The 25,357-nt window shown below is 50.2% G+C and carries 24 protein-coding genes and 1 pseudogene; 16 read left to right on the top strand and 9 right to left on the bottom strand.

Annotated features, from left to right (window positions below):
* Positions 1–155 precede the first annotated feature (155 nt).
* The 5 genes from ACZ41M_RS03555 to ftnA all read left to right on the top strand — a co-directional run bounded on the left by ACZ41M_RS03555 (position 156) and on the right by ftnA (position 5,397).
* On the top strand, positions 156–434 hold the full coding sequence (locus ACZ41M_RS03555; RefSeq protein ID WP_464730288.1) for a putative hemolysin: 279 nt from the start codon (positions 156–158) through the stop codon (positions 432–434).
* A gap of 207 nt (positions 435–641) precedes the next feature.
* Positions 642–1,541, top strand: coding sequence for an iron uptake system protein EfeO (gene efeO / locus ACZ41M_RS03550; RefSeq protein WP_464730289.1), 900 nt, complete (start codon positions 642–644; stop codon positions 1,539–1,541).
* A 109-nt stretch (positions 1,542–1,650) separates the two neighbouring features.
* Entirely contained in the window at positions 1,651–2,976 is a 1,326-nt protein-coding gene (efeB, locus tag ACZ41M_RS03545) for an iron uptake transporter deferrochelatase/peroxidase subunit (RefSeq protein WP_464730290.1), read from the top strand.
* 5 nt (positions 2,977–2,981) lie between these two features.
* Positions 2,982–4,787, top strand: a complete 1,806-nt coding sequence (locus tag ACZ41M_RS03540) for an FTR1 family iron permease (RefSeq protein WP_464730291.1) — start codon at positions 2,982–2,984, stop codon at positions 4,785–4,787.
* 85 nt (positions 4,788–4,872) lie between these two features.
* Complete coding sequence (ftnA, locus tag ACZ41M_RS03535) at positions 4,873–5,397, top strand: non-heme ferritin (protein ID WP_464730292.1); 525 nt, start codon at positions 4,873–4,875, stop codon at positions 5,395–5,397.
* Positions 5,398–5,501: 104 nt separating this feature from the next.
* Here the strand turns inward: ftnA and ACZ41M_RS03530 are convergent, their stop codons facing one another.
* Both ACZ41M_RS03530 and nfsB read right to left on the bottom strand, forming a co-directional pair.
* Positions 5,502–6,266, bottom strand: a complete 765-nt coding sequence (locus tag ACZ41M_RS03530; RefSeq protein WP_464730293.1) for an SDR family oxidoreductase — start codon at positions 6,264–6,266, stop codon at positions 5,502–5,504.
* Positions 6,267–6,342: 76 nt separating this feature from the next.
* A complete protein-coding gene (gene nfsB / locus ACZ41M_RS03525; RefSeq protein WP_464730294.1) occupies positions 6,343–6,996 on the bottom strand; it encodes an oxygen-insensitive NAD(P)H nitroreductase in 654 nt (217 codons plus the stop codon).
* A gap of 192 nt (positions 6,997–7,188) precedes the next feature.
* On the opposite strand from nfsB, the gene ACZ41M_RS03520 reads away from it, so the two are divergent.
* Both ACZ41M_RS03520 and ACZ41M_RS03515 read left to right on the top strand, forming a co-directional pair.
* Positions 7,189–7,818 (top strand): DUF7677 family protein, encoded by a 630-nt coding sequence (locus ACZ41M_RS03520; protein ID WP_464732126.1) that lies wholly within the window; start codon positions 7,189–7,191, stop codon positions 7,816–7,818.
* 16 nt (positions 7,819–7,834) lie between these two features.
* Positions 7,835–8,065 carry a hypothetical protein gene (locus ACZ41M_RS03515; protein WP_464730295.1) on the top strand — a complete coding sequence of 77 codons (231 nt, stop codon included), beginning with the start codon at positions 7,835–7,837 and terminating at the stop codon, positions 8,063–8,065.
* A 61-nt stretch (positions 8,066–8,126) separates the two neighbouring features.
* Here the strand turns inward: ACZ41M_RS03515 and crcB are convergent, their stop codons facing one another.
* From crcB to ACZ41M_RS03490, 5 genes and pseudogenes are all read right to left on the bottom strand, one after another.
* Positions 8,127–8,525 (bottom strand): fluoride efflux transporter CrcB, encoded by a 399-nt coding sequence (crcB, locus tag ACZ41M_RS03510; protein ID WP_464730296.1) that lies wholly within the window; start codon positions 8,523–8,525, stop codon positions 8,127–8,129.
* Positions 8,526–8,695: 170 nt separating this feature from the next.
* Positions 8,696–9,319, bottom strand: a pseudogene (gene nth / locus ACZ41M_RS03505) (endonuclease III); the annotation flags it as partial.
* Positions 9,320–9,331: 12 nt separating this feature from the next.
* Complete coding sequence (locus ACZ41M_RS03500) at positions 9,332–9,961, bottom strand: DsbA family protein (protein WP_464730297.1); 630 nt, start codon at positions 9,959–9,961, stop codon at positions 9,332–9,334.
* Positions 9,962–10,031: 70 nt separating this feature from the next.
* Positions 10,032–10,490 carry a YybH family protein gene (locus ACZ41M_RS03495; protein WP_464730298.1) on the bottom strand — a complete coding sequence of 153 codons (459 nt, stop codon included), beginning with the start codon at positions 10,488–10,490 and terminating at the stop codon, positions 10,032–10,034.
* A gap of 36 nt (positions 10,491–10,526) precedes the next feature.
* Positions 10,527–10,721 (bottom strand): zinc-finger domain-containing protein, encoded by a 195-nt coding sequence (locus ACZ41M_RS03490; protein WP_464730299.1) that lies wholly within the window; start codon positions 10,719–10,721, stop codon positions 10,527–10,529.
* 179 nt (positions 10,722–10,900) lie between these two features.
* On the opposite strand from ACZ41M_RS03490, the gene radA reads away from it, so the two are divergent.
* The 8 genes from radA (at position 10,901) to ACZ41M_RS03450 (ending at position 20,794) form a co-directional block, all read left to right on the top strand.
* A complete protein-coding gene (gene radA / locus ACZ41M_RS03485) occupies positions 10,901–12,265 on the top strand; it encodes a DNA repair protein RadA (RefSeq protein WP_464730300.1) in 1,365 nt (454 codons plus the stop codon).
* 63 nt (positions 12,266–12,328) lie between these two features.
* Positions 12,329–14,122 carry an O-linked N-acetylglucosamine transferase, SPINDLY family protein gene (locus ACZ41M_RS03480; protein WP_464730301.1) on the top strand — a complete coding sequence of 598 codons (1,794 nt, stop codon included), beginning with the start codon at positions 12,329–12,331 and terminating at the stop codon, positions 14,120–14,122.
* A 150-nt stretch (positions 14,123–14,272) separates the two neighbouring features.
* Positions 14,273–15,613 (top strand): vWA domain-containing protein, encoded by a 1,341-nt coding sequence (locus tag ACZ41M_RS03475; RefSeq protein ID WP_464730302.1) that lies wholly within the window; start codon positions 14,273–14,275, stop codon positions 15,611–15,613.
* Positions 15,614–15,910: 297 nt separating this feature from the next.
* Complete coding sequence (gene frdA, locus ACZ41M_RS03470) at positions 15,911–17,677, top strand: fumarate reductase (quinol) flavoprotein subunit (protein WP_464730303.1); 1,767 nt, start codon at positions 15,911–15,913, stop codon at positions 17,675–17,677.
* Between the two features lies 1 nt (position 17,678).
* Positions 17,679–18,434 (top strand): succinate dehydrogenase/fumarate reductase iron-sulfur subunit, encoded by a 756-nt coding sequence (locus tag ACZ41M_RS03465; RefSeq protein ID WP_464730304.1) that lies wholly within the window; start codon positions 17,679–17,681, stop codon positions 18,432–18,434.
* Positions 18,435–18,437: 3 nt separating this feature from the next.
* Complete coding sequence (locus ACZ41M_RS03460) at positions 18,438–18,827, top strand: fumarate reductase subunit C (protein WP_464730305.1); 390 nt, start codon at positions 18,438–18,440, stop codon at positions 18,825–18,827.
* 10 nt (positions 18,828–18,837) lie between these two features.
* Positions 18,838–19,185, top strand: a complete 348-nt coding sequence (gene frdD / locus ACZ41M_RS03455) for a fumarate reductase subunit FrdD (protein ID WP_464730306.1) — start codon at positions 18,838–18,840, stop codon at positions 19,183–19,185.
* 217 nt (positions 19,186–19,402) lie between these two features.
* The gene (locus tag ACZ41M_RS03450; protein WP_464730307.1) at positions 19,403–20,794 is read left to right on the top strand and encodes an SLC13 family permease; all 1,392 of its coding nucleotides are present in this window, start codon (positions 19,403–19,405) and stop codon (positions 20,792–20,794) included.
* 77 nt (positions 20,795–20,871) lie between these two features.
* Here ACZ41M_RS03450 and rquA read toward each other — a convergent pair whose 3' ends face one another.
* Together rquA and glnE are read right to left on the bottom strand one after the other, a co-directional pair.
* Positions 20,872–21,633, bottom strand: coding sequence for a rhodoquinone biosynthesis methyltransferase RquA (gene rquA, locus ACZ41M_RS03445; protein WP_464730308.1), 762 nt, complete (start codon positions 21,631–21,633; stop codon positions 20,872–20,874).
* Positions 21,634–21,841: 208 nt separating this feature from the next.
* Positions 21,842–24,589 carry a bifunctional [glutamate--ammonia ligase]-adenylyl-L-tyrosine phosphorylase/[glutamate--ammonia-ligase] adenylyltransferase gene (glnE, locus tag ACZ41M_RS03440; protein WP_464730309.1) on the bottom strand — a complete coding sequence of 916 codons (2,748 nt, stop codon included), beginning with the start codon at positions 24,587–24,589 and terminating at the stop codon, positions 21,842–21,844.
* A gap of 291 nt (positions 24,590–24,880) precedes the next feature.
* On the opposite strand from glnE, the gene ACZ41M_RS03435 reads away from it, so the two are divergent.
* Positions 24,881–25,339: a lytic transglycosylase domain-containing protein gene (locus ACZ41M_RS03435; RefSeq protein WP_464730310.1), complete on the top strand. Its 459-nt coding sequence runs from the start codon at positions 24,881–24,883 to the stop codon at positions 25,337–25,339.
* Positions 25,340–25,357: the final 18 nt, after the last annotated feature.

Here is a 25,357-nt window from a genome sequence, read left to right as displayed (position 1 = left end):
CTTGTGGTAACTTCATAGCAAAGGCGCACATCACTGCGCCTTTGTTATTTCCGCGTTGTGGTTACAGATTGGAGTAAAGTAGGGTCAACCAAAGCACAGCTTAGGCTTTATTCATGCAAACCATATTTTTTTAATCAATTAAGGATGCAAAAATCATGAATGATGCCAAAAAGTTTTTATTCATCAGCGCAATGTGCCCAATCATTTTAGGCGCTTGCGCACAACACTCAATGAATCAAATCCCTTCATCAACAACCACGCCCAATAATCCCATCGGCATGCCCAATCCCGCATCTGAATACTGCGTCAAGCAGGGCGGTAAATCGGAAATCAAGCGCCAAACCGATGGCAGCGAATACGGCGTATGTCATTTACCCAACGGCAAAACGATAGGCGAGTGGGAGCTCTACCGTCACGATCATGGGGCATTTTGATTGCACGAATTGGCGCATGATAAAGATGGCAAAGATGACAAGAGGTTGGCAAGTCGTTTGACTTGCCTTTTCTTTTGCATTTTTACGGAATGATGATGTGTGGGGGATTTCTGACAGGTTTTATTGAAATGCCTTGACGACGATTTAAATGTTAATGATAATGCGAACAGTTCTCATTATGTTTAATAAAACTCGTAAAGGATGGTTATGAAATATCCCGCATTGGCCTTGCTACTCACAGCGTCGTTGACCGCAGCGACATTAAGCGCATGTGACAAAACGGATCAAACAGCAGAAAAATCACCCACACAAACAGTCGCCTCTGCCAGTCCAGCGGCACCTACTGCGGCAACCCCTGCAGCAACTTCTACAGTAGCCAATGATTTAAACGCAGAGACCCAAGCATACAAAAAATGGGTGGAAGGGCAAATTGACCAATTACTGCTTGAGACCGAAAAATTCGTAGGTCATCTGAATGCGGGCAACGTCGCTGAGGCAAAAAAACTCTATCCGCTGGCTCGGATGTATTTTGAACGCTCGGAGCCGATTGCCGAGAGTTTTGGTGATTTGGACCCACGCATTGACAACCGCGAAGCCGATTTGGAAAAAGGCGAGGCTTGGACCGGTTTTCACGCCATCGAAAAAATCCTTTGGACGAAAAACACCACCAAAGGCACAGAACAATTGGGCAAGCAATTGGTCAATGACATCAAAGAGTTGCGCGCAAAAATCCCAACGGCCGATGTGAGCGGTGAATTGATGGTTCAAGGCGCGGTTGACCTGCTCAATGAAGTTTCCACCAGCAAAATTACGGGCGAAGAGGAAATTTTCTCACGCACCGATTTGTACGACTTTAAAGCCAATATTGAAGGCGCTGAAAAAATCTTCGATATTTTCAAACCCAAATTACAGCAAAAAAATCCTGCGCTGGTCGCAGATTTGAGCGAAAAATTCAAAGCGGTGGATGATCTGCTTGCACAGCACAAAGTCGGTGAGCATGGTTACAAACCGTACAATCAGCTCTCGAAACAGGACACGAAAGCCTTGGCCGAAGCGGTGAACAAACTGGGCGAGCCGCTGGCACAAATGGGTATCGTACTTAAATAACGATACCGAGTAATTTTAATCAACTTAACCAACACGACGCATTTAAACTCGATTCATTGCGAGACAGTCAAAACAATGCGTCGTGTTTTCGCCCCCAATCCAACTCATCATGTCCTCATCCCAATCAACGGTTCATTCCGCCGCCTCCGCCCGAGCAGTCGAAACCATTTCATCTGCACAATCATCCATGCCACACGCGCGTCGCCGTTTTCTCCAATCCATCGGTATCGGCTCGATCGGCTCCATCGGTTTGGTCGGTGGTTTGCTGACCGGCTGTGGCAAAAATGTACCCAAAGATTCAGCGCTCGTACCGTCAAAGCCCACGGTCAATTACAACGCCATCGCCCAGCAAACGCATCCTTTTTACGGTGCGCATCAGGCGGGGATTGTCACGCCCGCACAAAAGCACATTTACTTTTTGGTCATGGATTTACACACCGAGGACATCGAGGCGATCAAAGACATGTTTAAAAAGTGGACGGCGTTTTCGGCAAAATTGACCCAAGGTGCAAATATTATGCCGTATGGCGATAACCCATTTGTACCGCCCGAAGACACCGGCGAGGCCGATAGTTTGGGCGCGTATGGTTTGACACTGACATTTGGGATTTCCCCATCCTTTCTCAAAAAGCTGGGATTGTCCGCGCTGGCGCCGCAGGAGTTCAGCGATTTGCCGCTGTTTCCACGCGACCAGCTCAAGTCCGAGTTGAGCGGCGGTGATATTTGTATCCAAAGTTGCGCCGATGATCCTCAGGTGGCGTTTCATGCGGTGCGTCAATTGGTACGGCAGGCGCGTGCCAATATCACCATGCGTTGGAGCCAATCGGGGTTTAACGCCTACGATCAAGCCAGTGCGACCCCGCGCAATCTGTTTGGGTTCAAAGACGGTACGGCCAACCAAGAAGCCCTGAAAAATGCCGAGCAACACATCTGGGTGAATCAACCGAATTGGCTCAATGGCGGCTCCTACCTCGTCGCGCGCACCATTCAAATGCACTTGGAAACTTGGGATCGCACCAGTCTGAAAGGGCAGGAAGAAACCTTCGGACGCACGCGAGCCGAGGGCGCGCCGATGGGGGCTGCGCGTGAGTTTGATAGCGCCGATATGCAGCGCACCGATCCGAGCGGAAAACCGCTGATTCCCGAGAATTCACACATGGCACTGGCCAAGAAAACCGGCTTGCAGATGTTGCGCCGCTCCTACTCATTCTCCAGTGGTATTGACCCGAAAACAGGGCAGTTTGATACGGGTTTGTTGTTCATTTCATTTCAAAAATCACCCGCACAGTTTATCGCCATCCAATCGGCCTTGGGCAAAATCGACCGCATGAACGAGTACACCACGCACATCGGCAGCGGGCTGTTTGCCTGCTTTGGCGGAGTGAAGGAAGGCGAATACCTAGGCCAAGCGTTGTTGGAAAGCAAACAAGGATGAATCCCATGCACACCACCATTCGCGCAAATACCCAACGATGGATCGCTCTTGTACTGCTGATCAGCGCATTTTGCCTCGCGGCTATGCCGAATGGGTCACAGGCGCAGACGGGTAGCGTTCAAGCAGAGACCGCGAGCAGCAAACGCGTGCCGATGAGCCATCTGTACGTCACATTGTCCGACGCCATGGCCGAGAGCAAAAGCGGCCGCGACGAGCAAGCCAAAGCGCACCTGATCGAGCTACAAAACGCATTTAATGCCATTCAGAATACAACCCAGAGCCAAACGGTCAAAGGACAAGCGGTCAACCAAGCCATCGCTCAAGCGATCAATCATCCGCAACCCGAGCAACTGTCCGCGTTGTCCAATGCTTTGTATGCCTTTGAGCAAGAGCAAAATCCGGTGGACTACAGCGCCAAACGGCAAGCATTCAAAAAGCAAATGGTGCCGGCGTATGAGCAGCTAAATCAGGCGATTGAACAGGCCTCTGCCCATGATGCGGCTTCGCTCAAAGCCGCCTATCAGCAGTTCAACGCGGCATGGCTGGGCAACGAGCGCGTCGTACGCAATACCAGCATGGGGCATTACGGCCAGATGGAAACAGCGATGGCGCTGATGCGCGTGGCCTTGGAAACTGCGCCTTTGGATTTGGATAAAATCCGCCAACAATCGCAACACCTGAAATCCGCCATCGACAGCTACAACAGCGGCGAAACCGTTGCCGCAGCGTCGAGTACCTACGATTTTAACGGCGGGGTGCAGTTGCTGCGCGATGGTTTGGGCGCGTTTCGCTCGGGGCAATTGAGCCAAGGGCAAGAAAAACTCACCACCTTCATTACGATTTGGCCGAATATCGAAGGCGAAGTCAGCACGCGCAATCCGAGCCTGTACAGCCGCGTAGAGAATCAAATTCCGGTGATACTGGCGCATGGCAACGACGCGGCACAACAAAACACTCTGAGTCATTTGATTGACGAATTGGAGCAGATCAATCCGCAAGCGCAGTATGGCGCGATTGACGCCATGCTGATTCTGCTGCGCGAAGGCGTAGAGGCGCTGCTCATCGTCATGGCGCTGGTCAGTGCGCTGAATGTCGCTCAACAGCCGCAAGGGAAAAAATGGATTTACGGCGGTGTGGTCGCCGGACTGATCGCCAGCATTTTGGGCGCATTGGCCTTGCAAAAACTATTTCCCGCCGTCAGCGCAGGCGCAAGTCGTGAAAAATTGGAAGGCTTTGTCGGCATCGCCGCTGTGCTGATGATGCTGATGGTGGGGGCATGGTTGCACAGCAAATCCAGCATCCAATCGTGGAATGCCTATATTAAAAAACATATGGGCAAAGCCTTGTCCACCGGCAGTCTGATCTCGCTATTTGGTCTGAGTTTTCTGGCGGTGTTTCGCGAGGGTGCGGAAACCATCGTATTTTACGCGGGTATTTTGCCAAAAATCAGCACGCAGGCATTTTTGAGCGGTATCGCAGCGGCAATCGTGCTGCTGCTGGCTTTGGCCTGGATAATGGCCAAAACCAGCGTTACCTTGCCGGTGGCGAAAATGTTCCGTATTCTGACATGGCTGATTTATGCGCTCGGTTTCAAAATCCTCGGCATCAGTCTACATGCGCTACAATTGACGGGCATCGTGCCGATGACCCCATTGCCCAGCACTTGGCTGGAGAGCAATGCTTTGGGCATCTATCCGACCGTCGAGACATTGGCGGCGCAAGCGTTGTACATCGGTTTGATTGTCGTGATTCAATTCGCTGTCCATCGATCGATCAAAAATATACCCGACGCTGTTCATCATAAAGCCTAATTGTTTTTGTACAGTTGCCGATGATCAACAGACGAAGTAGTATGCAATACCTCACCCAACCGCCCATTAACTGAAAGGAATCAAGATGTTATCCGAACCGATTGTCAAAAAACTCAACGAACAGCTCAATCTGGAATTTTATTCATCAAACCTGTATTTGCAAATGAGCGCATGGTGCAGCAATCAAGGATTTGAAGGGGCGGCGGCATTTTTGTTCAGCCACGCGACTGAAGAGATGATGCACATGCACAAACTGTTTGCGTATTTAAACGACACCGGCGCGATGGCGTTGATTGGTCAGATTGACGCGCCACAGCACAAGTTTGATTCACTCAAAGCGGTGTTTGAAGCAACGTATGAGCACGAGCAGTTGATTACCCGCAAAATCAATGAGTTGGTCGCGGTGACGTTTGAGCAAAAGGATTTTTCAGCGTTTAACTTCCTGCAATGGTACGTTGCCGAGCAGCACGAAGAAGAAAAATTGTTCCACTCCATTTTGGATAAATTCAAATTACTGGGCGATTCAACCAGCGCCTTGTACCATTTGGACAATGAACTGTTGAAAATGGCGCAGAATCCAAACGCGGTGGATACGGCTGCGGGCAATTGACCCCCATTTGAGACAAGCTCGCTAACTCGTTACCGAGCAAAACAAAAGGCCGCTACTGCGGCCTTTGTTTCATGGCTGTAGACACAACAGCGCGAGTACGCAACTTATTTACTCATGAAAATATGAAATTGGCGATTGAGCCATTCGGGGGTAAATCCGGCCAAACGATGCAATATTTTGGCCTGCAAGCCAACCGGCTGATGGGTATTTTGCCAGCGGGTATTGGGTTTTTCAGCGACTTTGACTATGGCTCGGGCAACGTCTTCCGGCTGCAATCGAACCCCCATCAACTCGATACTGCCTGCTTGCATCCCGACTACCATGTCGGTTGCGGTAAACAGCGGCATCATATCGATCACCCGAATGCCGTCTTTGGCCCATTCTGCATCCAACCCCTCGGTCAAACCGCGCACAAAGCATTTACTGGCGGCGTAGCTGGCCAAATCCGGCTGACCGTGAATCGCCGCCGAGGAGGAGAGATTGATGATTTTGGCATTGGCATGCGACTTCAAATAAGGCCGTGCTTTGTAACAGCCGAGTAAAACACCATTGACATTGACCTGCAATTGGTCCAGATGGCGCGACAGTTCGATCTGCTCAAATTTACCCGAGCACAGCAATCCGGCGTTGTTCACCAACACATCCAATGAACCGAAATGCTCGGTAAACTGCCGCAAAACACGATCCCAGTCGCTCGCAGAGCACACATCCATTGCACCTGAAATGGCGTTGTCGCCCAATTGTGTCGCCAAAGCCTGCGCACCCGTCGCGTCAATATCAAATACGCCGACATGATGACCAACTTGGGCAAACTGACGCGCAGTGGCGGCACCAATTCCATGAGCCGAGCCGGTGATGAGAATATTCATGCGTTCTCCCGATGGGTAAATCTAAAAGCAAACAGGTCAGGCAAAGCCCGACCTGTATTTTAATTCCTACGATAAATCAAATGCTCGAAAAAATAAATTCCTGAGGCAAACGTGATTTTGGCAAGGTTTGATTGATGTCATTCTCCGTATGCGTTCCCAGAGCAACGATCACCGAGGCGTTATAACCCTTATCACGCAAGCCCAATTCCTCGTTGAGCACCGTCGGATTAAAGCCCTCGATCGGGCAGGCATCAATGCCCATGGTACTGGCGCCGAGCAACAGATAACCCAGCGCGATATAAGTTTGTTTTTCCATCCAGTGCTGCGCGTCTTTGAGCTCAAAGCGGTGCATATTCGCGTAAAAACTGCGACCGGTGTGCTGACCTTGGCGGAATTGCTCATTGGCAAAGCGGCCGTCTTTGGTTTCCTGCTCCAGCAAAATTTGCAGATAAACCTCATCCATCAGTGTTTTGGTACACATCACGATGACATGCGACGCATCCAGAATTTTTGGTGTGTTGTATACATGACCGGCGTCGGTGGATTTCGCAATGCGCTTTTTCGCTTCATCCGAGTGGGCAACGATGAAATGCCACGGCTGCGAATTGGTCGAGGAGGGTGCGTATTGCAACAATGTCTGCAATTGAGCCATTTGCTCATCGGTCAATTTTTTGCTCGGATCAAAAGCCTTGGTGGTGCGGCGTTGTGTGGCGAAATCGGTAATGCGCATGCTGTCTCCTTGAGATCGGATTGAGAAATTATGGATACGGTGCATTGTATTGCTCATCGGATTAAGAAGCAATTGGCATTTGCTCAGTATTGATCCGGCGCTCATCAAATAGCCGTGATTTTTGCTAAAGTGGGCTGGTATTTGCCCTACAATGACAGCGGTTATCGCAATAATCATTAATAGGTGGTGGTGATGGGGATTTCTGCAAACGTGCGCGATCATTGGTTGATCGCATTACAGCGCAAAATCGCGGAGCAAAAGGCGATTCATGAGGTGTTTGGTGAGCACTGGTCGATAAATTTTGATCCCAATGATATCGCTGTGTATCAAATAGCGTTGGATGCGTTGAACAATGATGAAAAAGAGTGGGACGGCTCATCCAAAGTCGGATCAATGGCACTGAGCGTATTGCGAGATTATTGTGCGCATCCCGCCGTGCCATTGACTGCGCCTGTGCGTCATGAGATTCAGAGCATTCTTTTAGCAGCACAGATGTCGAGTGCGGACGATGTTCTGGCCACAGTTATGCAACGTTTGAGTCCATCATTTAAAGGTGCACTGAGGAAATTTTCCTATTGGCTGGTCAATGGCTCGGTGGCTCATCCTCTATTAGAAGGATTTGATTATTCGGCGATATTTCGTGAGCCCAGTGCGTTGGAGCGGGTGTATGCGATTTTTGCCAACGTAATTGAAATGGATGCGCAAGGAAACGTGCTCAATGCACAGCAGGCGCAGCATCGAGCAGCACAGTATATTGCCCAATACATCAGTGGTCGGTCGGCCGAGACACCATTCGCTGACTGGGAAATCGAGTTATATTGAGCTGAAATGAAACACGATGATAAAAAACGGGCAATATTTGCAGCCGCATTGGCAGTGTGTCGGGATATTGTATTTCGTTCAAGCAGGCGATTTTAAAGAAGAAGATTTGGAGCGGGGTTTATCTGTGGTTTCGCCGGAGCACTTGGCAAAGGTTTTTAATCTGCCCGAGTCTGAAATGCAGATTGATTATTCAAAACATATTAGTCCGGAGCAAATGGATCCAATTAGACCGGTTACGAGGTCTTAATTCAATCAATAAAAAAGCGTACAGGGATGCACGCTTTTTTGTTTCTTGCAATAAAAGCAAATTAGGCTGATTTTCCCATCCAGGCAAACATCAGCGCCACAGCCAAAATGCCCAGCCCAACGCTCGCACTGACGTAGGCAGTGGCATACAGCCATTCGCCTTTGCGCATTAGCGCCCATGTATCCAAACCGAAGCTGGAGAAGGTGGTAAAGCCGCCGAGAAAACCGGTAATCAGCAGCAGCCGCAGTTCGGTGTTGAGCGAAGTCAGGCGCTCGATGGCAACGGCGAGTACGCCAATGGCGGCGCAGCCGAGGATATTGACCAACAGCGTTCCCCACGGAAAGCCAACCGCATTGTGTGGCGCAGCCCAGCGCATGGTCGCATTGCCCACGAGGTAGCGGGCGATGGAGCCGAATGCACCGCCCAGTCCGACCAAAAATACGGAGAGTAGGTTGCTCATGCTTTGGCTTTGGCCTTGGGCTTTGTGGTTTTTGTAGCCGCCTTTGATGCAGCCTTTGATGCAGTCGATTTTTTGATGGTTTTGGCTGGCGCTTGTTTGGCTTTAGCAGACTTGTTGGCTGACCTACTTGCCTTGGCCATTGGTTCGGTGTTTAGGTATTCAGGCAGGTTCTTCTCTTTAAAGCCGCATAGATTCTCAATGATGCATTCGCCGCATTTGGGTTTGCGCGCTTGGCAGACGTAGCGCCCGTGCAAAATGAGCCAATGGTGCGCATCCAGCAGATATTCTTTGGGAATGTTTTTCAGCAGTTTTTTCTCGACTTCCAAGACATTTTTTCCCGGCGCAAGGCCGGTGCGGTTGCCGAGGCGGAAAATGTGCGTGTCCACCGCCATCGTGGGTTCGCCAAAAATGGTATTGAGAATGACATTGGCAGTCTTGCGTCCAACGCCAGGTAGGGCTTCGAGTGCGGCACGATCATTCGGTACTTCGCCGCTGTGTTTCTCAAGTAGTTGCTGGCATAGGCCGATGACGTGTTTGGCTTTGCTGCGATACAGGCCGATGGTGTTGATGTATGAAATCAGACCTTCTTCGCCGAGTGCGAGAATCGCTTCAGGTGTATTGGCTACCGGATAGAGGCGGGCAGTGGCTTTGTTCACGCCCATGTCGGTGGCCTGCGCCGAGAGCACGACCGCAACGAGTAATTCAAACGGGCTGGTGTAGCTCAGTTCGGTGGTGGGGTGCGGATTCGCCTGCTGCAGGCGGCGAAACATCTCGGCTCGGTCGGCGGGGCGCATGATCGGACTTTTTTAAGCGTTTTCGCTGGTTTCTTTACCCAGCTCTTTGCGCTTGAGCGCAGCTTCGAGCTGATCCATGCGGTCAAAGCCCCAGAATGGTTCGCCATCGAGGATGAAAAACGGCGAGCCAAACACGCCTTTGGCCGTTGCCAGATCAACCTCGGCGCGGAATTGCTCGCGCGTGCTGGCGTGACTGATGCCGGCCAACACTTCTTCGCTGTTCAAACCGATGTTTTGGGCAAGCGCACCGATGGTCTGCGTATCGCTGATATTTTTTCCCTCGACGTGATAGGCTCGTAAAATGGCTTGTGCCAATTCGATGCCTTTGGCTTCGCCCAAACTCGACTCGACCCATAGCACGGCGCGTGCAGCATGGCGAGCATCCAGCGTGGTCACGCTCGGTTCTTGATAGGGAATCTGTTCAAATTGCGCGGTGCGGATAATATCGCGCTTTTGGTATTTCAGTTTGGCAGGGATTTGGGATAGTCCCGTGCCGCTGTTGGATGGCTTGAACTCTTCACCGACATACGGATGCCAGTCAACTTGATGGCCGTATTTCGCTGCCAATGCGTTGATACGCGTGCTGGCGAAATAGCCATAAGGTGAGGTGAAGTCAAAATAAAAGTCAATGCGTTTGCTCATGAAATCCTAAATAAAAATGATTAATAATCAATTGATTATATTGTTTATTGAAAGTTAATTACGAATTAATTTAATGCAGCAGCCTGGGCATTTCATCCACCAGCTTATTGGTGTCCAAAGCCACGCTGGCATGAAATAGAGACACTCGCCAGCCGTCTTTGGTTTTGGAGAAAACCAGCGTGCTGTGCAGGTTAAAGTGCTGTACCGCCGCATCCTGATTAAGCGTCAATTCAATGTGCAGCAATTGATTGTGTACGGCGGTTTGGCTGGTGTCCAAGGTGTGATTGGCCAGTACCTGCGCTTTGAATCGACCGATTTCAAACAAGGTGCGCCAGGTTTCCGACAGGGCGAGATGACCTTGCGCATAGGGGAAATTCGGTAGGATGCAAATGGCGGACTGATCGTCCACCCATAATGCCATCATTTGTTCGACATCGCCTTGCGCCAGAGCGGCGTAGAATGCCTGCTCCAGCTCGGAGGCGTTGACAAACATAGCCAACACCGATTTGGGTGGTTTGCGTTTGGGCATGTGCTACCTTATGCGTTGAAAAATCAGCGATGCCGATCAATGATGCGCAACTTTTTCACCGGCTTTCAGACGATAAACGGTGCCGCAGTACGGGCATTTGCCTTCACCGTGAATCAGTTTGATGAACACGCGCGGATGGCTGCTCCACTGCGTCATCGAAGGATTCGGGCAATGAACCGGCAAATCGCTGGCGAAAAGTTCAATAACAGGTGCGTCGGTAGTTGTATTCATCGTTAATCCTTATGAGTCCAAATCTAAGCAAAGATAATTCGTGCATTATATAACAAAGCACTGTTTTTGAACGTCATCCAAGGGCATATCGTGAAAAAATCACTCATCGTGAGTATGAATGATCGCGGCATGGTGCGCGTGTTGTTATAATCGATGTAATTATTTTTAGAATTGAGATCATGGCAAAACCGGCAAAAAATCAGTATGTGTGCAGCGAATGCGGCGGCGTCTCGGCCAAATGGTCGGGGCAATGCCCGAGCTGTCAGTCGTGGAATACGCTCGTCGAAACCGCGCCCGAAAAAGCGAGTAACAACCGTTTCTCCGCGCTCGCTCCCGCTTCGCCCGTGCAAGCGCTCAAGCAAATTCACGCGCAGGACGTGCCGCGTTTTTCCAGCGGCGTGTCCGAGTTTGATCGCGTGTTGGGTGGAGGCTTGGTGCCCGGCGGCGTGATTTTGATTGGCGGCGACCCGGGTATTGGCAAATCCACTTTGCTGTTGCAATCGCTTGCCTCGCTCTCGGAAACCCGACCGGTGCTGTATATCAGCGGCGAGGAGTCGGGTGCGCAGGTCGCATTACGCGCGCAGCGGCTGGATTTGGCCAATGCGCCGATGCAGTTTCAAGCCGAAATCAATTTGGACAGCATCATCAATACCTTGATGCAGCTCAAACCCGACGTCGCCGTGATTGACTCGATTCAGACCATGTATTCGGGCGAATTATCCTCCGCGCCTGGCTCGGTGGCGCAAGTGCGCGAGTGCGCGGCGCAACTGACACGGGTGGCAAAAGCGACCGGCATCACGCTGATCATGGTTGGCCATGTGACCAAAGAGGGCAGCCTCGCGGGGCCGCGCGTGCTGGAACACATCGTTGATACCGTATTGTATTTTGAGGGCGACACACAGTCATCGTTTCGCCTGATTCGCGCAATCAAAAACCGTTTTGGCGCGGTCAACGAGCTGGGGGTGTTCGCCATGACCGAAAAAGGGCTGAAAGGCGTAACCAATCCGTCAGCGATTTTTCTGTCACAGCACAAAGAGGATGTGGCTGGTTCCTGCGTCATGGTGACGCAAGAGGGCACGCGACCGTTGCTGGTCGAAGTCCAAGCGCTGGTCGATGCCTCACACGCGCCGACCGCGCGGCGTCTATCGGTCGGGTTGGAGCAAAATCGCTTGGCGATGCTGCTGGCTGTGCTGCACCGACACGCAGGCGTGGCGTGCTTTGACCAAGACGTATTCATCAATGCGGTCGGAGGCGTGAAAATCACCGAGCCGGCGGCGGATTTGGCGGTACTGCTGGCAATCGTGTCCTCGTTGCGCAATAAACCATTGCCCAAAGGCTTGGTCGTGTTCGGCGAAATCGGTTTGGCCGGTGAAGTACGTCCCGCACCGCGCGGACAAGAGCGATTAAAAGAAGCGGCCAAACTCGGCTTCACCCACGCACTGATTCCAAAAGCAAACGCGCCGAAGCAAAAAATCAGCGGCTTGAATATTATTGCCGTGGAGAGAATTGATCAGGCATTGGCGCGGATTAGAGAAGTCGAGTGAATCAACTGAAGTCATGTATAAAATAAAAATCACTAAAATTCATTTTTGAACTAATTGAATTCCATGAAAAATAGCCTTATAACATACCAAAAAAAATTGGTTTTTGATCCTTTTGATGTAGTCGGACACAATGGTTGTGGTGTAGAGATGCTTGCACAAAAGCGGTTTAATGAAGCATTGAATTGCTTCGACAAGGCAATCACATATCAGCCAAAGTACAGTGAGGCTCACTATAATCGAGGAAGAGTTTTACTAAGACTTAATAGATTAAAAGATGCTCTAGCCAGTTTTAAAATAACGCTCGAACTAAATCCCGGCAACGTCGGTGTTTATAACGTAATAGCCCTTGAATTAATCAATAATGATTTATTGGACGAAGCATTAAATTACCTTGATGAAGCAATTCGCATCGAGCCTAATAATGCAGAGTTTCATTATAATCGCGGGATAATTTTTCAACGACAACAATCTTTTGGTTTAGCTTTGGAGGCATATAAAAAAGCTCTTGAAATTAACCCATATTATGAGTTCCTATTCGGAAGATATTTGAACATGAAGCTAAATTCATGTAACTGGGATGGGATAATAGACGAGATTGAACTTTATATTGCACAACTTGAGCAAGGGAAGCCGGTCACAACGCCATTTGTCGCCTCTATATTACTCAACCGGCCAGAATTACAGCAAACATCTGCGCAACAGTATAGAAGGTTGAAATTTTCAAAGCATACCGAGCATCATATTGAGCGAAAAAGTATACCATCACAAAAAATACGCATTGCTTACTATTCTGCTGATTTTCACAATCATGCCACGGCATATCTGATGGCACGGTTATTCGAGTTACACGACAAATCACGCTTTGAAGTCTATGCGTTTTCATTTGGTCCGAACCAAGAAGATGAAATGCGGGAAAGATTGATCCGCTCATTTGATTGTTTTTATACGGTTCGAAATAAAATAGACCAAGAAGTTGCTCGCCGTTCAAGAGAATTAGGAATTGATATAGCGATTGATTTAAAAGGCTACACGGGGAGTCATCGCGCGGGCATTTTCGCCGAACGTTGCGCCCCCATTCAGGTCAACTACTTAGGCTATCCGGGAACCATGGGGGCGGAATTCATTGATTATATCATCGCCGACGATACGTTGATTCCACCGGAGTTAGAACAGCACTACACCGAAAAAGTGATACGCCTGCCCGATAGCTATCAGCCCAATGACCGCCAGCGCGTAATCGCAAATTATACGCCGACACGAGCAGAATTGGGGCTGCCGGAAGATGCTTTTGTATTCTGCTGCTTTAACAACAATTACAAGATCCTGCCGGAGACTTTTGATAGTTGGATTCGTATATTGAATGCAGTTGAAGGCAGTGTGTTGTGGCTGTTACAGGGCAATCCTATCGCAGCCAAAAACCTTCGGAAGGAAGCAGAGGCGCGGGGACTTGATAGCAAGCGACTGATATTTGCTAAACGAGCACCTTTGGCCGAGCACCTAGCCCGCCATCAACAAGCTGACTTATTCTTAGATACCTTCCCATGTAATGCTCATACAACTGCGAGCGATGCACTGTGGGCGGGATTACCAGTACTCACGCACATGGGGCAGAGCTTTGCGTCGCGCGTTGCAGCCAGTTTGCTGCGTGCAGCGGATTTACCCGAGTTGGTCACAGATTCTCAAGATGGCTACGAACGCATGGCAATACATTTGGCGCGAAACCCTGACGAGCTGCGTGCTTTAAAGAATAGACTAATGCATAATCGTGACACCTGCGCTTTGTTTGATACAGAATCCTATGTACGCAATCTGGAGCAAGCTTATCAGCAAATAATGTGTCAAAAAGGCTTTATCTAAAGCGCTACATTTTTTGCAGTACCACCATTCAAATGACAAGACACTTGACTGGCCTGGTTTTTGTTTGTTAATCAGTGTCAACCGTTCAAAATATCGAGCGTTAGAGACCTGTCTATCATTGGATATAACCACGTCATCAAGGATTATCTCATGTCAAAAGCCACGCCTCGTCGCCTCATGATTGCCGCACTCATCGGTATGCTCGGTATCAGTGCGGCTCAGTCATCTTCCGCTGCGGTCAAAACCACGCCTGAAGTGTTTCCGGATATGTTGAGTTTGGATGCGGGCTTGCGCCCGATTTGGACGCCACCGAGCGCCGAAGTTGCGAGCAACGACAGCGATATTCAAGACATCGTGCGTGGCGCGCTCAATGAGAAGCCTGCGAATTATCCGCAGTTGCCGCCGTTTGTTCCCGATCAAAACTATGACCGAACGATCGAATTGGTCTTCGCCGTGGATACGACCGGCTCGATGGGCGGCTTGATTGAGGGGGCGAAGCAAAAAGTCTGGCGCATCATCAATGATGTGACCCAACGTCAAAAAGCGTCCAATCAAAAAGTATTGGTGCGCGTCGGCTTGGTTGCCTACCGTGATGTGGGAGACGATTACGTCACGCGCATCACGCCGCTGTCATCGGATTTGGACGCGGTGTACAGCAAGCTGATGAATTTTCGCGCCGAGGGCGGCGGTGATGAGCCGGAGCATGTGCGTCTGGCGATGAGCGATGCGCTCAATGCCGTAGGTTGGAGTGGACGCGAGTCACGTAATACCGATTATGGTTCGGTCAATGGTGTGGGGCGCTTGTCACAGGTTTTATTCTTGGTTGGCGATGCGCCACCGCATGACGATTACAAGCAATACCCAAGCGTGCAAAAAACCGCAGCGCAAGCCAAAGATCGCGGCATCACCGTAAATGCCATTCAAGTGGGTAACATCCAGTCTACCACACCGATTTGGCGCGAAGTGGCGCGCAAAGGTGGCGGTGAATATTTCGCCATTGCGCAAAACGGCGGTGTACAAGCCGTGGTGACTCCGTACGATAAACGCTTGGCCGAATTGGGCGATGATATGGCACGTAAAGGCGTGTACTATGGTTCGGCGCGTGAAAAAGTTGCGAGCGACGCGATGGGCTATACCGCGTCATTTAACGCCGCGCCCATCAGCGCTCGCGCAGATCGCGCCATCAATAAATCCATCAATACCGAAGCGGCTTATCATTCCAGCGACTTGGTACAAGCGGTGGAAAACAAATCCATTGATCTGGATCGTGTGAAAACCGAAGAGCTGCCAAGCGAAATGCAGGGCATGACCCAGGCCGAACGCAAAGCGTATGTTCAGCAAAAAATCGATGAGCGCGCAACCATTCGTCAAGAGATCAGCGAATTGTCACAAAAGCGCGAGCAATATTTGCGCGAACAGGGTGAGCAAAAGGGCAAAGCCGACGCTTTTGATTACGCTGTGGAAAAAGCGTTGCAAAGACAAATTAAGTAAACGGTTACAGAAAAAACATCTCTGAACGATATTTTGGGGTCGGCCGTTTAAAAAAATGGCCGACCATTTTTTTGTAAATCACGCTCATCCAATAAATAGTTCTGCGATATTCCATAAATATAAAAATAAGTTTTGATTATCAGAACTGATATAGTTTTGTAACCTAACGGGTGTATAATTTCATTGCCTCGAAATGCTCAGTCAAAGATGCGATGAGGTACTGAGCCAGTCCAACCGACGTTGTTTGAATAAGAGCATCGAGCGCACTTTCTGAATCGATAAAAAAGAGAGGTCATCATGCAGATTCTACAGACCGATGTTGCGATCATCGGCGCCGGTGGTGCAGGTTTACGTGCCGCAATCGAGGTCGCACGCACACAACCCGACACCAAAATCACCCTCATTTCCAAAGTTTACCCCATGCGCAGCCACACCGTCGCGGCCGAAGGCGGCTCCGCAGGCGTGGTTCGTGAGGACGACTCATTGGATTACCACTTCCACGACACCGTCTCCGGCGGTGACTGGCTGTGCGAACAAGACGTGGTGGAATACTTTGTTAATCATGCCACGCAGGAAATGATCCAGTTGGAAAACTGGGGCTGCCCGTGGTCGCGTACACCGGAAGGTCAACCGAACGTGCGCCGTTTCGGCGGGATGAAAGTACCACGTACGTGGTTCGCCGCCGACAAGACCGGTTTCCATATTCTGCATACCTTATTCCAGACCTCTTTACAGTATCCGAGCATTCACCGCTTGGACGAGCATTTCGCCTTGGATTTATTGGTCGAGGACGGCCAATTGCACGGCGTTTTGTGTTTGGACATTCAAACCGGTGAAACCATCGCCGTTCAAGCGAAAAGCGTAATCATCGCCACCGGCGGTGCAGGGCGCGTGTACTTGTACAACACCAACGGCGGTATCGTGACCGGTGACGGCATGGCATTGGCCTATCGTCACGGCGTACCTTTGCGCGATATGGAATTCGTGCAATACCACCCAACCGGCTTGCCGGGTTCGGGCATCTTGATGACCGAAGGCTGTCGTGGCGAGGGCGGTATTTTGACCAATAAAGATGGCTACCGCTATCTGCAAGACTACGGTCTCGGTCCTGAAACACCGGTTGGCGAAGCGAAAAACAAATACATGGAGCTTGGTCCGCGCGACCGCCTGTCGCAAGCATTCTGGCATGAGCAACAAAAAGGCCGTACGATTCCAAGCTCACGCGGCGATGTCGTATACCTCGATTTGCGTCACTTGGGCGAAAAATACCTGCACGAACGTTTGCCGTTCATCTGCGAATTGGCAGAAAAATTCGTCGGCGTCGATCCGGTCAAAGAACCGATTCCGGTACGTCCGACCGCGCACTACACCATGGGCGGTATCGAAACCAATGGCCGTTGTGCAACCCGCATGGCAGGCTTGTACGCCGTGGGCGAATGCTCATCAGTCGGTCTGCACGGCGCGAACCGTCTCGGCTCGAACTCACTGGCTGAGTTGACCGTATTCGGTAAAGTCGCCGGTGAAGAAGCCGCGAACTTCTCGAAAACCCGTCAGCACAGCCTGAGCCAAGAGCAAATCAAAGCATTGGCAGAGCGCAGCTACGCACCATACGATGCGCTGCGCAACAAAACCGACGGCAGCGAATCACCGGCGGACATCCGTCGTGAATTGGGCGCCATGATGGAAGAGGGCGTGGGTATTTTCCGTTCCGAAGAAACCACGAAAAAAGCCATTGACCGCATTGCCGAACTCAAACGTCGCTATAAAAATGTACGCGTGACCGACCATTCGACCAACTTCAACACCGACTGGCTGACCACGATCGAATTGGGTTATCTGTTGGACGTGGCCGAAGCGATGGCGCATTCAGCTTACCACCGCAAAGAGTCACGCGGCTCGCATCAACGCTTGGACGCGCCTGAGCGCGACGACGTGAACTTCTTGAAACACAGTTTGGCGTTTTATCAAGGCGATGCCGCACCGGCGATTGACTACAGTTCAGTGACCATCACCAAATCACAACCAGCCGTACGCGCGTATGGCGCGGCCGCGGAGGGAAAATAATATGACTGCGAAAAAAATCATTATTGAGGTATCCCGCTATCGTCCGGACGTGGATGACAAACCGTGGATGCAAAGTTTTGACATCGAATGGACGCAAGACATGTCTATTTTGGATGCCTTGGCCTCGATCAAGGACGAGCAAGCCGCCGATCTGGCCTACCGCTGGTCCTGCCGTATGGAAGTCTGCGGCTCTTGCGGTATGGTCGTCAACGGCGTGCCGAAATTAGCCTGTTCTACCTTTGTGCGTGAATACGCCGATTGCGACAAAATCACCGTGACTCCGCTGGATCAATTCCCGGTGGAAAAAGACTTGGTGGTTGATATCGAGCCGTTCATCGAAAAACTCAATGCGGTCAAACCGTACATCATCAAGGAAAAACCGCAAACCGAGTTCACCAATGTGACGCTCAAATCGCATGTGCAAACACCGAAGGAATTGGCGAAGTTCAAACAATACACCATGTGTATCAACTGCATGTTGTGTTACCAAGCCTGTCCGCAAGTGGCTATCAACGCTGAGTTCTTAGGCCCTGCCGCGAATGCGCTGGCCTTGCGTTACAACTACGACACGCGTGACGAAGGTGCGGAGCAACGTTTTGACGTGATGAATTTGGACAACGGCATTTGGCCATGTACCTTTGTCGGTTACTGTTCCGAAGTCTGCCCGAAAAACGTCGATCCGGCCGGCGCGATTCAACAAGCCAAAGCACAGTCCAGCCAATATTGGCTCAAAGGTCTGATTTCAGGCAAGGAGTAAACCATGAGAAAACCTTATCACACCACACAGGCCTCCAATTGGTTCATGGCCAAGCCGTTTTACCAACGCTATATGCTGCGTGAAGTGACCTGCATCCCAATGGCCATCTATGTATTGAATTTGATGGCAGGCGTGGCGGCATTGGCCACTTCGCAAATCAAATGGCTGTCATGGATTGAAATGCAAAAAAGTCCGTTGATGATTTTATTCACCGTGCTGACTTTGGTCGCTGCGTTGTTCAATACCTACACTTGGTTTGAAACCACGCCAAAAGTGATGAAAGTGCAGCAGGGCGATAAATTCGTTCCGGAAAAAACCATTTTGGGCGCACACTGGGCTGTATTTGCGGTATTGGCCTTGATTTTGCTCATCATCACGATCGCGTGCGCATAAGGAGGACACCATGAGTAAACCTAAAAATATGAAATCCATTTATTGGAGTCTGTTTGCCGCAGGCGGTATGATCGCCGCATTGGTGTTGCCTACCTTGGTCGCGATTCTGAGCCTGTTGCTGCCGATGGAGTTGGTGGGGAATCCGGCGACGTTTTACGACACCGTATCACCGCTGTTTCACAATGCGTTTTTCTACATCTTGATGGTCGGCGTATTGTTCCTCATGCTGTGGCATACCGCGCACCGTTTTTACTATGTCTTGCATGATTTTCACATTCATGTCGGCATTAAAACGCGCTATGCCTTGTATGCCGTGGTGATTTTGTGCAGCTTGGTGACCTTGTTCGCGGGGCTGTAAAAAGTGATGGTGACGCTCGTCACCACACAGCAATCCAATAAGAGCGCACTTCGGTGCGCTTTTTTATTGATCTCTCTTGTATTCACCGCTTCAAACCTCCTTATTTGCTCCTTAATAATAAATAGTGTGACATCGATTGCATTCATAATTGTTTCAAATTTTTATTATAAATTTTGGTAATTAATTTTGATAAAAAATATTTTAATAGGAGAAAATAATGAAAAAAGCAGTTTATCAAAATACACTATCGGATACGCTCCCCAAAGGTACGGGCAAAGGATTAGTCATCACTGCAATTGCAGCCGTACTGGCTTTGGTGGTCTACAAAGTGTTGCCGTATGAGGCCAATGCCAACAAGGGCTTGGCTTTGCTGACATTCATCGCTGTGTTGTGGCTAAGCGAGGCGATTCACATCACCATCACGGCTCTGATGATTCCGGTGCTGGCCGTGGCGATTGGTATTCCCGAAATGACGACGCAAAGGGCGTTCAGCTCATTCGCCGACCCGATTATCTTTTTGTTTTTCGGCGGTTTTGCTTTGGCAACAGCCTTGCACGTCCAGCAACTGGATCGAAAAATTGCCTTATGGCTCATTTCAATTTCAAAAGGGCATTTGGGCGTTGCGTCCTTGGTGGTGTTTGGCGTGACCGCATTTTTGTCCATGTGGATCAGCAATACCGCGACGGCGGCCATGATGCTGCCTTTGGTATTGGGCATGTTGTCGCATTTGGATCGGGACAAAGACCGCAGTACCTTTGTGTTTGTTCTTTTGGGTGTGGCGTATTCCGCCAGCATCGGTGGTCTGGGCAGCTTGGTCGGCTCTCCGCCCAATGCGATCGCGGCCAAAGCATTAGGTCTTGATTTTGCCGGCTGGATGAAATTGGGTTTGCCGATGATGTTGGTCATTTTACCGGCCATGATTGCGGTGATGTATCTGGTTTTGCGTCCTAATTTGAATCAGCCCATGAGCTTGGAAAAGGAATATATTCCTTGGACATTACCGCGTGTTTTGACCATGATCGTATTCGTTTGCACTGCCGCCGCATGGATTTTTGGTACGAAGCTCAAGGACACATTCGGAATCACAAATCCGGACACTTGGGTTGCCGTCACCGCAGCCATTGTGATCGTGTTGTTGGGTTTGGCCAATTGGAAACAAATTGCGGACAATACCGACTGGGGGATTTTGTTCCTGTTCGGCGGTGGTATTGCCTTGAGCGCCATTCTCAGCCGCTCGGGTGCTTCTGCGGTTTTGGGCGCTCAAGTGGCAAACTCATTTGTGTTGGCGCATCCGTTCATCGTGGTTTTAGCCAGTGCGGCGTTCATTGTCTTTTTGACAGAGTTCACCAGTAACACGGCCTCGGCTGCGCTGCTGGTACCGATTTTTGCCGCGATTGCACCACAGCTCGGAGTTCCACAAGAAGCTTTGGTCATGGTGATTGCGCTGGGTGCATCGTGTGCGTTCATGCTGCCGGTGGCCACGCCGCCGAATGCGATTGTATTTGGCACGGGGCTGATTCGTCAGCAGGAAATGATCCGCGTCGGTGTGGTGCTCAACGTGATTTGCGTGGGCTTGATCGGCGGCTGGGCGTATTTGTTCCTGCTATAAATCATTGAGCCGTAAGCAAAAAGCCTGCATACAGCAGGCTTTTTTAATATGCGTGGCGCAATGAATATCAGGAAAACTCAGGGCTTTTTGTATTCCGCGTAAACCGCCTGGTATACGCCACCAAAAAAAGTGCGCTTACGCCAAACGAAGCGATTGGCCAGCTCAGGATCGGCAAAGTCTTTGATTTCTTTGTGCCACAGGGCTTCCGCGAATGGCTCTAACTTGGCATTGACCCAACGCAACAGCCAACCGACCGGATTCCAAGAAGCAGGGCGGTGGTAGTCCACAAACACGAGTTGACCATTGGGCTGAATGGATTGCAGCATTTGGTTGAGAATTTCAGTTTTTTTATCGTCCGGCACTTCGTGCAACAGGAAGAAACTACAGGTTAAATCGTAGTCTTTACCTGTCCACTGCGCCGCATCAATGTGGTGAATCGCAGCCTGCGGCAGATGACCGATTTTGCGTTTGGTGTGGTTGATCTGAATCGTGGCGATATCCGTGATGTCAAACTGTCCGTTCGATCCGACTTTTTCCGCGGCATCAATCACCAAATTACCGTACACATGGGCTACTTGCCAAACACGCATTCCGGGTTGAATATGATCTATATACGCTCGTTTCAGTCGAGGGCCATTGCCAAACAATAGGACATTAAATACCAGCTCGCGATCCAAGCGTTCAACATTGCGCTCGTTGACATAAGCCCAATTGTAGACCTCGTCCAGATATTCGGGTAATTGCTCTGAAGAGGAGGGCGATGAACTAACGGGAGTTGCCTTGGGATTTGCTTTGTTGTGATGCTCTGCGGAGGTTATTTCGGATGTTATATTTTGCACGTTGACCTCACCTTTATTATTTAGATTAAATAAGCAAAATGGCTAGAATAGCTTGGAGAATTATAGCAATTTTGGCGAACCTGATGATAACAGGAATGGGGAATTAATCTTTGCCGTTATTATAATTGAGCCAACGGTTTTGGGGTTAACATAAATAATGAAAATTCATGAGAAACACCTCAATAGATCAAATATTTTAGAAAATTCTCTATCGTAAAACGATTTCATACAGTTGATTTACCGCTTCAATATGCTGGGTAACGCTTTCAGATACCACTCGGGGCTTGGCAATATTTTGCATGCGCAGGGTGTGTTGCACATGGCGGTAGTGGCGGTAGGCGTCACCGCATTGTTTGGCCAGCGCCCCATCAATCAAGCCTGCATGACCCGCGCGTTCGAGTAGGGCGATGTTGCCTTTGTTATCGAGCAACTCAGGATGCCGGTTGGAATAGCCCAAAACCAAGGCCTGTACACAAAATTCAATATCCACCATGCCGCCCGAGTCGTATTTCAGATCAAACAGCTCGGTTGGGTTCGGATGTCCGGCCTGTAATTTATCGCGCATAGACGAAATTTCCGCCCGAACTTTTTGAATATCACGCTCTGCGGATAAAATCGAGCGACGGCAATCTTCAAACCACGCGCCAATGTCCGCATCGCCCGCACAATAGCGCGCCCGCGTGAGCGCCTGATGCTCCCAGAACCACGCGGATTCGCGCTGGTATTGCTCAAACATTTTGGTGCTGACGACCATCAAGCCACTGTCGCCGTTCGGACGCAAACGGTAGTCGGTATCAAACAGCACACCGGCGCCGGTCGGCGCCGTGAGCCAGTTGTTCAGACGCTGCGCAAAGCGACTGTATACCTCCAGCGCTTCTTGCGCCGGATCGTCAAATATGAACACCAAGTCCAAATCCGAGGCGTAGCCCATTTCCTTACCGCCCAGTTTGCCGTAGGCAATGATGGCAAATTTCGGCACATCGCGGTGTTTTTTCGCAAACGCATCCCAGCAGTGATATACAGCCGCATCCAGCATTACGTCGGTCAAATCGGACAGATGATCGGCCAATTGTTCCACCGTCCACAAGCCGTCCAGCTCCTGCACCAGCAGGCGAAATACTTGGCTGTGGTGGTTTTCGCGCAAAATATCCATTTGCCGTTCCACATCCGGTTTGCCGTCGTGGTGTTTGGCATGATTGAGCAACTGATTCAGATGCGTTTTGAGCGCAGGCCAATCGGGTGCGCGATGCAGCTGTTCGACATTGAGCAATTCATCCAGCAAAATCGGATGCGCCGTCAGATAGTCGGCGACAAAGCGCGAACTGGCCAGTAGCTCGACCAAGCGTTCCAAAGCCTTCGGATACTCGATCAATAGCGCCAAATAACTGCTTCTGCGGCTAATTGCATCTAAAAAGTTCCAAATTCGTTGCAGCCACTCCATCGGAATAATTTGATTGGGATAGCGATTAACCAAAATCTGCGCGCTCGCGTTGACCAACTGCTTGTAGCGAATCAAGCTACGCTCGGGCAATTGATTTTGACGCGGATTCGTTTCCATGCGTGCATAGACGTCGCTGATCTCCTGCGGCGAGTCAAAGCGCGCCCACAGCGCCGCCCAGTCATCATTTTGCGGGTCAGCAGACTGCCGCGCGCTCAATGAGCGCTCCTCCGGTGATTGCTCCGGCGCCGCATCAAACAGGGCGTTAAAGTGGTGCATCACATTCGCTTGTCCGATGCGCATGTGCTGTTCTAATTGAGTCCAATCATCAAAACGCATAGTGCGGGCAATGCGTTCGCGCAGCTCCGGTTCCACAGGAATTTGCTGCGTCTGCGCATCGTTCAAATACTGAATCCGATGCTCCAAATGACGCAAAAATACATAATGCTCGCGCAGTTGACGCATGGCTGCGTCATCCATCAAGCCCGTTTTAGACAGCTCGGGCAGGGCAGTCAAAGTCGCTTTTTGTTGCAAATTGGGTAAGCGCGCGCCTTTAATGATCTGCGGCAATTGCACGCTGAATTCAATCTCTCGAATCCCACCCGAACCGATTTTAATGTCCTCAGATTCAGGATGTTTCGCCGCTCGGCTTTCCGCCTTCGCACGAATTTTATGGTGAACATCGCGCAGGGCATCAATCGCGTCGTAATCCAAATAGCGTCGGAATACGAACGGCGTGACCACTTGCTCCAGCAAATACGAATGCGAAGAAGGGTTCATCAAACGACTTTTCAGCCAGACAAAACGCTCCCATGTGCGCGCCTGCGTGAATAAATACTTCTCCAACGTACTCAAACTCACGCACAGCGCACCTGAAGCACCATTTGGGCGCAGACGCATATCGACGCGAAACACAAAGCCGAATTCATTAACATCATCCAACAGCTTGATCATGCGGCGACCCAAACGGTCAAAAAACTCGCCATGCGAGAGGGCGCGGACGCGTTGTCCCTCAATCGTCGGAACGGTTTCCCCCTCATGTTCAAACACAAACACCAAATCCATGTCCGACGAAACATTCAACTCGCGCCCGGAGAGTTTTCCCATGCCCATGACCCACAAAGGCATCGCGGCACCGGTTGAATCCGACCGAGGTTCACCATGAATCTCCGTCAAAGCACGGTACGCCACATCCAAAGCACTTAACGTAGACGCATCGGCCAGCGCGCTGACTGTTTGCGTAATCACATCCAAAGTCTGCTCAGTCGGCGGGTTTGACAAATCAAACTCCATCATCGCCAACATGACCAACACCCGCGTTTTACGCAGTGCCTCGGCCATCGCTTGCTCCGCATCATGATGTGTGGGCAGTTTCGACTCAATCAGAGCCGCCATATTCTCAACCGACAAAGGCAACTGCGTCACCAGCCCCGAAACCTCCTCGGCCGTAACCCGATGAGCATCCAGCATGCACTGGGCATAGTGAGAATAAGAAGCACACAAAAGCGGCGAACTCATAACGGTCTTTCAATGAAATTAAGGAGATGAGCTTCATTATACTGAATCACATCCAACTATTAAATCGATAAATAATCAGATGAAAAGCACTTTAAAATAACTAAGTGATTGATGTAAAAATAAAATGCTCACCGAATCTTTTGAGCGACCAAAAATCATTCCAGCTCATGAGCAATTGATCTCCGATAGATCATTCACATCATCAATCAAGCTCAGTCAAAAATCATCTCGCCTTCATATTTTTGGGCTATCTGGCCACTTGCTTGCAATGAGATGAGTATAATTCGCAGCATGAAAAAACGAGCCATTCACATTTTAATCAGTGCAGCAGCACTCGGCTTCGGGTTATCTGGATGTTCCACACCGAAGGTTACTCCTCAGGAAAAGGTTGCTTTTGAACGCGTCAAAAGCTGGCGCAGCACACTTGATTTATCCAGCCTAGAGCGGCGATATGATTTGCCCAAAGGCTTACTGTCGGCCGTCATGCACCAAGAGTCCGCAGGAAAAATCCGTGCGCGCAGCCCAGTCGGCGCAAGAGGTTTATTTCAAATCATGCCCGCAACAGCGCGCGATTTGCGCTTGAGTGATCCGCATGACCCAGAACCAGCCGCACAGGCCGCGGCGCGTTATCTATCCACTTTATACAAACGCTATGATGGCGATTTAAATTTAAGCTTAGCCGCATACAACTGGGGAATGGGCAATGTTGACCGCTACAAACGACAAGGCTATCGTGGTAATACCCCCTAAAAAAGCCAGCACCTAAAA

The organism is Puribacter membranae, from assembly GCF_055380425.1.
Note: the sequence above shows the minus strand (reverse complement) of the source record. Positions and strands in the feature narration are given on the sequence as shown.

Bases quoted from the DNA above. Each gene is read 5' to 3' on its own strand.
- ACZ41M_RS03555 (WP_464730288.1), top strand. From the start codon at position 156: ATGAATGATGCCAAAAAGTTTTTATTCATCAGCGCAATGTGCCCAATC.
- ACZ41M_RS03530 (WP_464730293.1), bottom strand. From the start codon at position 6,266: ATGAATATTCTCATCACCGGCTCGGCTCATGGAATTGGTGCCGCCACT.
- crcB (WP_464730296.1), bottom strand. From the start codon at position 8,525: ATGAGCAACCTACTCTCCGTATTTTTGGTCGGACTGGGCGGTGCATTC.
- ACZ41M_RS03500 (WP_464730297.1), bottom strand. From the start codon at position 9,961: ATGAGCAAACGCATTGACTTTTATTTTGACTTCACCTCACCTTATGGC.
- ACZ41M_RS03450 (WP_464730307.1), top strand. From the start codon at position 19,403: ATGAAAAAAGCAGTTTATCAAAATACACTATCGGATACGCTCCCCAAA.
- efeB (WP_464730290.1), top strand. From the start codon at position 1,651: ATGTCCTCATCCCAATCAACGGTTCATTCCGCCGCCTCCGCCCGAGCA.
- ACZ41M_RS03465 (WP_464730304.1), top strand. From the start codon at position 17,679: ATGACTGCGAAAAAAATCATTATTGAGGTATCCCGCTATCGTCCGGAC.
- frdD (WP_464730306.1), top strand. From the start codon at position 18,838: ATGAGTAAACCTAAAAATATGAAATCCATTTATTGGAGTCTGTTTGCC.
- ACZ41M_RS03490 (WP_464730299.1), bottom strand. From the start codon at position 10,721: ATGAATACAACTACCGACGCACCTGTTATTGAACTTTTCGCCAGCGAT.
- glnE (WP_464730309.1), bottom strand. From the start codon at position 24,589: ATGAGTTCGCCGCTTTTGTGTGCTTCTTATTCTCACTATGCCCAGTGC.
- ACZ41M_RS03435 (WP_464730310.1), top strand. From the start codon at position 24,881: ATGAAAAAACGAGCCATTCACATTTTAATCAGTGCAGCAGCACTCGGC.
- ACZ41M_RS03540 (WP_464730291.1), top strand. From the start codon at position 2,982: ATGCACACCACCATTCGCGCAAATACCCAACGATGGATCGCTCTTGTA.
- efeO (WP_464730289.1), top strand. From the start codon at position 642: ATGAAATATCCCGCATTGGCCTTGCTACTCACAGCGTCGTTGACCGCA.
- ACZ41M_RS03480 (WP_464730301.1), top strand. From the start codon at position 12,329: ATGAAAAATAGCCTTATAACATACCAAAAAAAATTGGTTTTTGATCCT.
- ACZ41M_RS03475 (WP_464730302.1), top strand. From the start codon at position 14,273: ATGTCAAAAGCCACGCCTCGTCGCCTCATGATTGCCGCACTCATCGGT.
- radA (WP_464730300.1), top strand. From the start codon at position 10,901: ATGGCAAAACCGGCAAAAAATCAGTATGTGTGCAGCGAATGCGGCGGC.
- ACZ41M_RS03515 (WP_464730295.1), top strand. From the start codon at position 7,835: ATGATAAAAAACGGGCAATATTTGCAGCCGCATTGGCAGTGTGTCGGG.
- frdA (WP_464730303.1), top strand. From the start codon at position 15,911: ATGCAGATTCTACAGACCGATGTTGCGATCATCGGCGCCGGTGGTGCA.
- nfsB (WP_464730294.1), bottom strand. From the start codon at position 6,996: ATGCGCATTACCGATTTCGCCACACAACGCCGCACCACCAAGGCTTTT.
- ACZ41M_RS03520 (WP_464732126.1), top strand. From the start codon at position 7,189: ATGGGGATTTCTGCAAACGTGCGCGATCATTGGTTGATCGCATTACAG.
- ACZ41M_RS03460 (WP_464730305.1), top strand. From the start codon at position 18,438: ATGAGAAAACCTTATCACACCACACAGGCCTCCAATTGGTTCATGGCC.
- ftnA (WP_464730292.1), top strand. From the start codon at position 4,873: ATGTTATCCGAACCGATTGTCAAAAAACTCAACGAACAGCTCAATCTG.
- ACZ41M_RS03495 (WP_464730298.1), bottom strand. From the start codon at position 10,490: ATGCCCAAACGCAAACCACCCAAATCGGTGTTGGCTATGTTTGTCAAC.